The organism is Hydrogenophaga sp., from assembly GCF_028698005.1.
Taxonomy (GTDB): domain Bacteria; phylum Pseudomonadota; class Gammaproteobacteria; order Burkholderiales; family Burkholderiaceae_C; genus Hydrogenophaga.
The window spans coordinates 1-8,967 of sequence record NZ_JAQVEJ010000124.1 but is presented as its reverse complement, the minus strand read 5'-3'; the positions used below and the strand labels follow the sequence as shown (position 1 = coordinate 8,967).

Genomic DNA, 8,967 nt, shown 5'->3' with positions numbered 1-8,967 from the left:
CCGATCTTGTACTCGGGGTCGGCCAGCATCTCGTTGAGCTGGGCGATCCAGCCGACGGTGCGGGCCAGCGCGAAGATGCCGGTGAACAGGCTGACCGGGATGCCGATGGCGCGCTGCACGATACCGGAGTAGAAGTCGACGTTCGGGTACAGCTTGCGCTGCACAAAGTAGTCGTCCTCCAGGGCGATCTTTTCCAGCTTCTTGGCCAGGGCGAACAGCGGGTCGTTTTCCAGGCCCAGCTCGGCCAGCACTTCGTTGCAGGTTTCCTGCATCAGCTTGGCGCGCGGATCGTAGTTCTTGTACACGCGGTGGCCGAAGCCCATCAGCTTGACGCCGCTGTTCTTGTCCTTGACCTTTTCCATGAACTCGCCGACCTTGGCCACGCCGCCGCTGGCCTGGATCTCTTCGAGCATGTTCAGGCAGGCCTCGTTGGCGCCGCCGTGCGAGGGGCCCCACAGGCAGGCCACACCGGCCGCGATGGCGGCGAACGGGTTGGTGCCGGAGGAACCGCACAGGCGCACGGTGGAGGTGGAGGCGTTTTGCTCGTGGTCGGCGTGCAGGATGAAGATGCGGTCCAGCGCGCGCTCGAGCACCGGGTTGACCTTGTAGTCCTCGCAGGGCGTGCCGAACATCATGCGCAGGAAGTTGCCCGCGTAGGACAGGTCGTTGCGCGGATACATGTAGGGCTGGCCGATGCCGTACTTGTAGGCCATGGCCACCAGCGTCGGCATCTTGGCGATCAGTCGGATCGCCGCGATCTCGCGGTGGTGCGGGTTGTTGATGTCGGTGCTGTCGTGGTAGAAGGCCGACAGCGCGCCGACCAGGCCCGTCAGGACGGCCATCGGGTGGGCGTCACGGCGGAAACCGCGCAGGAAGAACTGCATCTGCTCGTTGACCATGGTGTGCTTGGTCACGAGCTGATGGAAGTCGGTGCGTTGCGACTCGCTGGGCAGCTCGCCGTTGAGCAGCAGGTAGCAGGTGTCGAGGTAGTCGCACTTGGTGGCCAGTTGCTCGATCGGGTAGCCGCGGTACAGCAGTTCGCCCTTGTCGCCGTCGATGTAGGTGATCGCCGACTGGCACGAAGCCGTGGACAGGAAGCCCGGGTCATAGGTGAACATGTCGGTCTGGGCGTACAGCTTGCGGATGTCGATGACATCCGGGCCAATGCTGCCGTGATAGACCGGCATCTCGACGCTGGGGCTGCCGTTGGAGAACGACAGGGTGGCTTTGTAATCGGCGAGTTTCATGTACGGATTCCTTCCGGGGGATGACTCAATGGGGGTGGCGGGCGGTGCGAAGCAGGCCCAGCACCTGCACGACGTCCGGGCTGGCCAGATTGCCTTCAGGGGACTTGCGGCCGAGCAACAGATCGAGCAGATCGTTGTCGGAGAGGTCCATCAGCACCTTGAGGGCGTTGGCTTGCCGGACAGTCAAGCCAGATTCGTGCCTGGCGAAGAAACACTCGATGAACAGGTCGTTCTCGAGCAGTCCACGGCGACACCGCCACTTGAGCTTGCTCAGTTCGCGCCCGTCGAGTGGCACGTCGGGGCTGGCCATGGAGGTGTCGTTCATGGGATTCAGGGCCTGGGAGCGGTCAGACCGCGCGACGGGCCATCAGTTCCTTGATCTTGCCGATCGCACGGGTCGGGTTCAGTCCCTTCGGGCAGACATCGACGCAGTTCATGATGGTGTGGCAACGGAACAGGCGGTAGGGGTCTTCGAGGTTGTCCAGGCGCGCGCTGGTGGCATCGTCGCGGCTGTCGGCGATGAACCGGTAGGCCTGCAGCAGGCCGGCGGGTCCGACGAACTTGTCGGGGTTCCACCAGAAGCTCGGGCAACTCGTGGAGCAACTGGCGCACAGGATGCACTCATACAGACCGTTGAGCTCTTCGCGCTCCTCGGGCGATTGCAGGCGCTCGCGCTCGGGCGCCGGTGAGTCGCTGATGAGGTAGGGCTTGATGCTGTGGTACTGCTTGAAGAACAGCGTCATGTCGACGATCAGGTCGCGCACCACCGGCAGGCCGGGCAGCGGCTTGAGCACGATGTCGCCCTTGAGGCTGTTCAGGTTGGTCAGGCAGGCGAGGCCATTCTTGCCATTGATGTTCATGGCGTCGGAGCCGCACACGCCCTCGCGGCAGGAGCGGCGGAACGACAGCGTGGGGTCGACGGCCTTGAGCTTGACCAGAGCGTCCAGCAACATGCGTTCGGTGCCGTCCAGCTCGACCTGGATGGTCTGCATGTAGGGCTTGGCATCCTTGTCCGGATCGTAGCGGTAGATCTTGAAAGTGCGTTGTGCCATTTCTCGGGTTCCTTTTTTTCGCGCGTTCCGGTCAGAAAGTACGGGGCTTCGGCGGCACGGTCTCGGCCGTCAGGGGCTTCGTGCGCACGGGCTTGTAGTCCAGGCGGTTGCCGTCCTTGTACCAGAGGGTGTGCTTCATCCACTCGGCGTCATTGCGGCCCAGCGGGCAGGTCGGGTGGTTGACGTCGTGCTCGTAGTCACGCACCAGGTGCGCGCCACGGCACTCCTTGCGGGCGGCGGCGCTTTCCATCGTGGCCTGGGCGACTTCCATCAGGTTCTCGACTTCCAGGGCCTCGATGCGGGCCATGTTGAAGACCTTGGAGTTGTCCTTCAGACCGATGTTGCCGATGCGCTCGCGCAAGGCGGCAATCTTCTTGACGCCTTCGTTCATCGACTCCTGGCTGCGGAACACACCGGCGTGTGCCTGCATGATGGCGCGCATGTCGTTGGCGATGTCCTGGCAGTATTCGCCGTTCTTGTTGCTGTCCAGGCGTGCCAGGCGTGCCAGCGTGGCGTCGGCTGCGTCGGCGGGCAGCGGCTTGGGCTCCTGCTGGGGATCGACGTTGGCGATGATGTGGTTGCCGGCGGCCTTGCCGAAGACCAGCAGGTCCAGCAGCGAGTTGGTGCCCAGGCGGTTGGCGCCGTGCACCGACACGCAGGAGCACTCGCCCACGGCGTACAGGCCGCCGACGGGGCGATCCTGACCGTTGACGTACTCCACCACCTGACCATGGATGTTGGTCGGGATGCCGCCCATCTGGTAGTGGATGGTGGGCACGACCGGGATCGGTTCCTTGGTGATGTCGACGTTGGCGAAGTTGTGACCGATCTCTTCCACGGAGGGCAGGCGCTTGCGGATGGTCTCGGCGCCGAGGTGGTCCAGCTTCATGTGGATGTAGTCCTTGTTGGGACCGCAGCCACGGCCTTCCAGGATTTCCTGGCCCATGCAGCGCGAGACGAAATCGCGCGGCGCCAGATCCTTCAGGGTGGGGGCATAGCGCTCCATGAAGCGCTCGCCCTGGCTGTTGAGCAGGATGGCGCCTTCACCGCGGCAGCCTTCGGTCAGCAGCACGCCCGCGCCGGCCACGCCGGTGGGGTGGAACTGCCAGAACTCCATGTCCTGCAGCGCGATGCCGGCACGCGCGGCCATGCCCAGGCCGTCGCCGGTGTTGATGAAGGCGTTCGTGGACGACTGGAAGATGCGACCGGCGCCGCCCGTGGCCAGCAGCACCGTCTTGGCCTGCAGCACGTAGGTGTCACCGGTTTCCATCTCGAGCGCGGTCACACCGACGACATCGCCGTCGGCGTCGCGGATCAGGTCCAGTGCCATCCACTCGACGAAGAAGGTGGTATGGGCCGACACATTGGCCTGGTACAGCGTGTGCAGCATGGCGTGGCCCGTGCGGTCGGCCGCGGCGCAGGCGCGTTGCACGGGCTTTTCGCCGTAGTTGGCGGTGTGACCACCGAACGGACGCTGGTAGATGGTGCCGTCCGGGTTGCGGTCGAACGGCATGCCGAAGTGCTCGAGTTCGTACACGACCTTCGGCGCCTCGCGGCACATGAACTCGATGGCGTCCTGGTCACCCAGCCAGTCGGAGCCCTTGACGGTGTCGTAGAAGTGGTATTCCCAGCTGTCCTCGCTCATGTTGCCCAGGGAGGCGGAGACGCCACCTTGTGCGGCCACCGTGTGCGAGCGGGTGGGGAAGACCTTGGACAGCACGGCGACCTTGAGGCCGGCGCGGGCCAGTTGCAGCGAGGCGCGCATGCCGGAGCCACCGGCACCGATGATGACAACGTCGAACTTGCGCTTGGAAAGAGATGCGTTGGTGGTCATGGGGTCAGAGCCTCCAGAGAACTTGGACAGCCCAGCCCAGGCAGGCAACGAGCCAGACGATGGTGAAGATGTGCAGTGCCAGGCGGGTGCCGGCGGGGCGGACGTAGTCCATCCAGATGTCGCGCACGCCGACCCAGATGTGGTAGGCAATGGCCAGGAAGCAGGCGAAGGTCAGGGCCTTCATCCACTGCGGTGCGAAGATGGCCGCCCAGCCTTCGTAGCCGAGGGGACCACTGACCAGCAGGACCTTGGCCAGGACGATCAGGGTGAACAGCGCGAACAGGGCGCCGGTGACGCGCTGGGCCAGCCAGTCGCGCAGGCCGTAGTGCGCGCCGCTGACGAGACGCTTGGAACCGTAATTGACGGACATGGGTATGTTTCCTTCCGACGCGGGGGGATCAGTACAGGCCGAACAGCTTGGCGCCGAGGATCAGCGTCAGGCCGATGCTCACAACCAGTGTGGCAATGGCAGAGGATTTGCCAAATTCCTTGCTCACTGCCTTGTGGTTCACGTCCAGCAGCAGGAAGCGCAGGCCGGCGAAGAGGTGATGCAGATAGGACCAGATGAGGACCAGCACCACCAGCTTGACGAACCAGCCCGGCGCGAAGCCGATGCCGGCGCTGAAGGCCGACTGGAACACCTCGTGGGAGATCTCGGAAGACACCGAGGTGTCGAACAGCCAGACGATCAGAGGCAGGAGAAGGAACATGAGCAGCCCGCTGATGCGGTGCATGCCGGAGACGAGCGCGGCCATTGGCCAGCGATACGACGGCAGATCCTTGAACGCATGGATGTTGCGGTACTCGGGCCGCTTTCGGGTCAGTTCAGACATAGTGGGGCTTTCTTCCGGTGTGCGGAGGCAGGGTGGGAAGGGTGTAACTCGTTGGTAACTCGAGCCACGGGCCGGCAAATTCTATTGCAATGCACCATGCTCCGGACCGACTCTGCACAGAATCTTCGGACATGGGCGCCCGTGGAAGGGGGAAATGGGGTCTTTTTCCTTAGCTCAGATCGTTGTGATAATGCCGCGATTCCGTGCGGTACAGACCGCGGCGCAGTTCCATGGGGACGTCGTTGTAGGTGTAGGCCAGTCGCTCGACACTCAGCAGGGGGTGCCCGACTGGCACACCGAGCAAGGCGGCCGCGGCGGCGTCGGCGGCCACGGCTTTGAGTTTTTCCACCGCGCGCACCATGCGCACACCGAACTCGGTTTCGAACAGGGCGTACATCGGCCCCTTGTTGGTGGCCAGCGTTTCCTGGGTCAGACCCCTGAAGGAGGACCCGGGCAGCCACAGGTCTTCGAGGATGGCCGGGCTGCCCGCGAACGAGAGCACGCGTCGCGCCTGCAGCACCGGGTCTCCGGTGCGCAGATTGAGCTGACGCGCGATTTCGGCCGGCGCGCGCAGGCGCCGGCATTCGATGATGTCGCGCTCGGCCGGACCCTGCGAGGCCAGCGTGCCCTGGTCGGGCAGCAGCCGCAGGAAGCGGTACTGGATGTGCTGCTCGGCGTGGGTGGCCACGAAGGTGCCTTTGCCCTGGCGCCGCACGAGCAGGTTGTCCGCCGCCAGTGCATCGATGGCCTTGCGCACGGTGCCCTGGCTGACGCGGTAGCGCGCCGCCAGTTCCAGTTCGCTGGGGATCATGTCGCCGGGCTTCCATTCGCCGGCCTGGAGGCTGCGCAGGATCAGGGTCTTGATCTGCTGGTACAGCGGGCTGAAGGCCGGCGTCACCGACGGGGCGGCCACGCCTTCGCCGCCGGCCAGGGCGTCGGAGGCGGTGAGGCTGTCGAGGGCCGCCTGTTCTGCGGGGTTGGAGGTGTTGTGGGACATGGTCATGGGCCCGCGGACCGGCCGCGCGCGTCCGTCATCCACGTTGGTTCCAATCATATCTTATATAAGACATAAGACAAATTGACTGGGTGGTTACAGGACGGGTACACTTGCAGGTTGATCTGGCTGCTGTCATTCGGGGATAACCCGGGTGCTCGGGGCCGTCTCCCGGAGACCGTGCCTGGTGCGGCTCCGCGCTGAACATCACCTTCACCACGTCCTACTGGAGTTATCTACATGAGCAAGAAGCCCGTCCGAGTCGCCGTCACCGGCGCCGCTGGCCAGATCGGTTACGCCCTGCTGTTCCGCATCGCTTCCGGCGAGATGCTGGGCAAGGATCAGCCCGTGATCCTGCAACTGCTGGAAATCCCCGACGAGAAGGCCCAGAACGCGCTCAAGGGCGTGATCATGGAACTCGAAGACTGCGCCTTCCCGCTGCTGGCCGGCATCGAGGCCCACGCCGACCCGATGACCGCCTTCAAGGATACCGACTACGCCCTGCTGGTGGGTGCCCGCCCGCGCGGCCCCGGCATGGAGCGCGCCGACCTGCTGGCTGCCAACGCCCAGATCTTCACCGCCCAGGGCAAGGCCCTGAACGCCGTGGCCTCGCGCGATGTGAAGGTGCTGGTGGTGGGCAATCCCGCCAACACCAACGCCTACATCGCCATGAAGTCGGCCCCCGATCTGCCGCGCGAGAACTTCACCGCCATGCTGCGCCTGGACCACAACCGCGCGGCCTCGCAACTGGCCGCCAAGGGTGGCTTCAAGGTCGGCGACATCAAGAAGCTGACCGTCTGGGGCAACCACTCGCCCACCATGTACGCCGACTACCGCTTTGCCACCGTCGATGGCAAGTCGGTCAAGGACGCCATCAACGACCAGGCCTGGAACAAGGACGTGTTCCTGCCCACCGTGGGCAAGCGCGGCGCCGCCATCATTGCCGCCCGTGGCCTGTCCTCGGCCGCATCGGCGGCCAACGCCGCCATCGACCACATGCGCGACTGGGCCCTGGGCTCCAATGGCGAGTGGGTCACCATGGGCGTGCCGTCCAACGGTGAATACGGCATTCCCAAGGACGTGGTGTTCGGCTTCCCCGTCACCACCGAGAACGGCAAGTACAAGATCGTCGAAGGACTGGAGATCGACGCCTTCTCGCAGGAGTGCATCGACAAGACCCTGGCCGAGCTGCAGGCCGAGCAGGACGGCGTCAAGCACCTGCTGTGATCGGACGTGCGCGCCGAGCCGGTAACCGTTTGGTAACCCATCCGTGAAAACCCACCCCCGTGACATCCTGCTGGGTGCCCAGGCCGGCGCGTTCGCGCTGCCGGTCTGCGACCACTACAGCGGGGTCGAGGCGCGGATGCGCAAGAGCCTGCAGTTGCAGGCCGAGATGACGGCCGAGTTCGGCACCTGTGTCTTCGACGTCACGCTCGACTGCGAAGACGGCGCGCCGGTGGGCGGCGAGGCCGAGCACGCCGCGCTGGTGACCGAGCTGGCCCTGGCGGCCCCCGGTAGCGCCCGCGTGGCCGTGCGCGTGCATCCCGTCGACCATCCCCATTTCGACGCCGACGTGGCCACGATCGCCGGCCGCGCAGGCCGGCGGCTGTGCCACCTGATGGTGCCCAAGGTCGAATCGGTGGCCGATGTGGCGCGCGCCGTGGCCGCCATGGATGCGGCCGGTGCCACGGACTTGCCGCTGCAGGTGCTGATCGAGTCGCCCGCGGCGATCCACCGGGCGTTCGAGATCGCAGCCCATCCCCGGGTGCAGTCCCTGAGCTTCGGCCTGATGGATTTCGTCTCCGCCCATGGCGGCGCCATTCCCGCGTCGGCCATGACGCTGGCCGGCCAGTTCAGCCATCCGCATGTGCTGCGTGCCAAGATCGAGATGGCCGCGGCCTGCCATGCGCATGGCAAGGTGCCGTCGCACAACGTGGTGACCGAGTTCCGGGATCTGCCGGCCCTGGAGGCGGCTGCGCGTCGCGCCGTGACCGAGCTGGGCTACACGCGCATGTGGAGCATCCACCCCGACCAGATCCGTCCCATCCTGGCCGCCTTTGCGCCGGCCGAGGCCGAGGTCGCGACGGCGCTGGCCATCATTGAGCGCGCGGTGGCCGAAGACTGGGCCCCGGTCCAGCACGAAGGCCGTCTGCACGACCGGGCCAGCTACCGCTATTACTGGCAGGTGATCGAGCGTGCGCACCGCATCGGGCATCCGCTGCCCGAGAGCGTGCGCGCCTGGCTGCCTGCATGAATTCAACCCAACACAACTGACCCCACCGGAGAACGCCATGTCGACCTTCCTGACCGACTACCGCGCCCACGCCGCTGAGCGTGCTGCCCTGGGCATCCCGCCGCTGCCGCTGGATGCCAAGCAGGTCGCCGAACTGATCGAGCTGATCAAGAACCCGCCCGCGGGCGAAGAGCAATTCCTGCTCGACCTGCTGACCCATCGCGTGCCCCCGGGTGTGGACGATGCCGCCAAGGTCAAGGCCAGCTTCCTGGCCGCCGTGGCGCACGGCGACATCCAGGTCGGCCTGATCTCCAAGGCCAAGGCCACCGAGCTGCTGGGCACCATGGTCGGCGGCTACAACGTGCACCCGCTGATCGAGCTGCTGGACGACGCCGAGGTGGCCGGTGTGGCTGCCGAGGCGCTGAAGAAGACGCTGCTGATGTTCGACTTCTTCAACGATGTCGCTGCCAAGGCCAAGGCCGGCAACGCCAAGGCGCAGGAAGTGATGCAGAGCTGGGCCGACGCCGAGTGGTTCACCTCGCGTCCGGAAGTCGAGAAGAAGATCACCGTCACCGTGTTCAAGGTGCCCGGCGAAACCAACACCGATGACCTGTCGCCGGCACCCGATGCCTGGAGCCGTCCGGACATCCCGCTGCACTACCTGGCGATGCTCAAGAACACCCGTCCCGACGCGGCGTTCAAGCCCGAGGAGGACGGCAAGCGTGGCCCGATCCAGTTCATCGAGGACCTGAAGAAGAAGGGCCACCTGGTCGC

Annotated in this window: 9 protein-coding genes and 1 pseudogene; 3 read left to right on the top strand and 7 right to left on the bottom strand. The window is 65.4% G+C overall.

Features of this window, described 5'->3' with window-relative positions; genetic code table 11:
- The 7 genes from PHQ87_RS11945 to PHQ87_RS11915 all read right to left on the bottom strand — a co-directional run.
- Positions 1-1,247: citrate synthase (locus PHQ87_RS11945; protein WP_300234492.1), on the bottom strand; the 1,247-nt coding region annotated here is incomplete at its 3' end.
- 25 nt (positions 1,248-1,272) lie between these two features.
- Positions 1,273-1,572 carry a succinate dehydrogenase assembly factor 2 gene (locus PHQ87_RS11940; RefSeq protein WP_300234489.1) on the bottom strand — a complete coding sequence of 100 codons (300 nt, stop codon included), beginning with the start codon at positions 1,570-1,572 and terminating at the stop codon, positions 1,273-1,275.
- A gap of 22 nt (positions 1,573-1,594) precedes the next feature.
- The gene (locus PHQ87_RS11935) at positions 1,595-2,299 is read right to left on the bottom strand and encodes a succinate dehydrogenase iron-sulfur subunit (RefSeq protein ID WP_300234486.1); all 705 of its coding nucleotides are present in this window, start codon (positions 2,297-2,299) and stop codon (positions 1,595-1,597) included.
- A gap of 31 nt (positions 2,300-2,330) precedes the next feature.
- Positions 2,331-4,133, bottom strand: coding sequence for a succinate dehydrogenase flavoprotein subunit (sdhA, locus tag PHQ87_RS11930; RefSeq protein WP_300234484.1), 1,803 nt, complete (start codon positions 4,131-4,133; stop codon positions 2,331-2,333).
- A 4-nt stretch (positions 4,134-4,137) separates the two neighbouring features.
- Entirely contained in the window at positions 4,138-4,503 is a 366-nt protein-coding gene (gene sdhD, locus PHQ87_RS11925; protein WP_300234482.1) for a succinate dehydrogenase, hydrophobic membrane anchor protein, read from the bottom strand.
- 28 nt (positions 4,504-4,531) lie between these two features.
- Positions 4,532-4,966 (bottom strand): succinate dehydrogenase, cytochrome b556 subunit, encoded by a 435-nt coding sequence (gene sdhC / locus PHQ87_RS11920; protein ID WP_300234480.1) that lies wholly within the window; start codon positions 4,964-4,966, stop codon positions 4,532-4,534.
- A 169-nt stretch (positions 4,967-5,135) separates the two neighbouring features.
- Positions 5,136-5,963 (bottom strand): GntR family transcriptional regulator, encoded by an 828-nt coding sequence (locus tag PHQ87_RS11915; protein ID WP_300234478.1) that lies wholly within the window; start codon positions 5,961-5,963, stop codon positions 5,136-5,138.
- 237 nt (positions 5,964-6,200) lie between these two features.
- Between PHQ87_RS11915 and PHQ87_RS11910 the strand changes: the two genes are divergently transcribed.
- The 3 genes and pseudogenes from PHQ87_RS11910 to PHQ87_RS11900 all read left to right on the top strand — a co-directional run.
- Positions 6,201-7,187 (top strand): malate dehydrogenase, encoded by a 987-nt coding sequence (locus PHQ87_RS11910; protein WP_300234475.1) that lies wholly within the window; start codon positions 6,201-6,203, stop codon positions 7,185-7,187.
- Between the two features lie 43 nt (positions 7,188-7,230).
- Positions 7,231-8,214: an aldolase/citrate lyase family protein gene (locus PHQ87_RS11905; protein ID WP_300234472.1), complete on the top strand. Its 984-nt coding sequence runs from the start codon at positions 7,231-7,233 to the stop codon at positions 8,212-8,214.
- Positions 8,215-8,251: 37 nt separating this feature from the next.
- Positions 8,252-8,967 (top strand): annotated as a pseudogene (locus PHQ87_RS11900) (aconitate hydratase B); the annotation flags it as partial.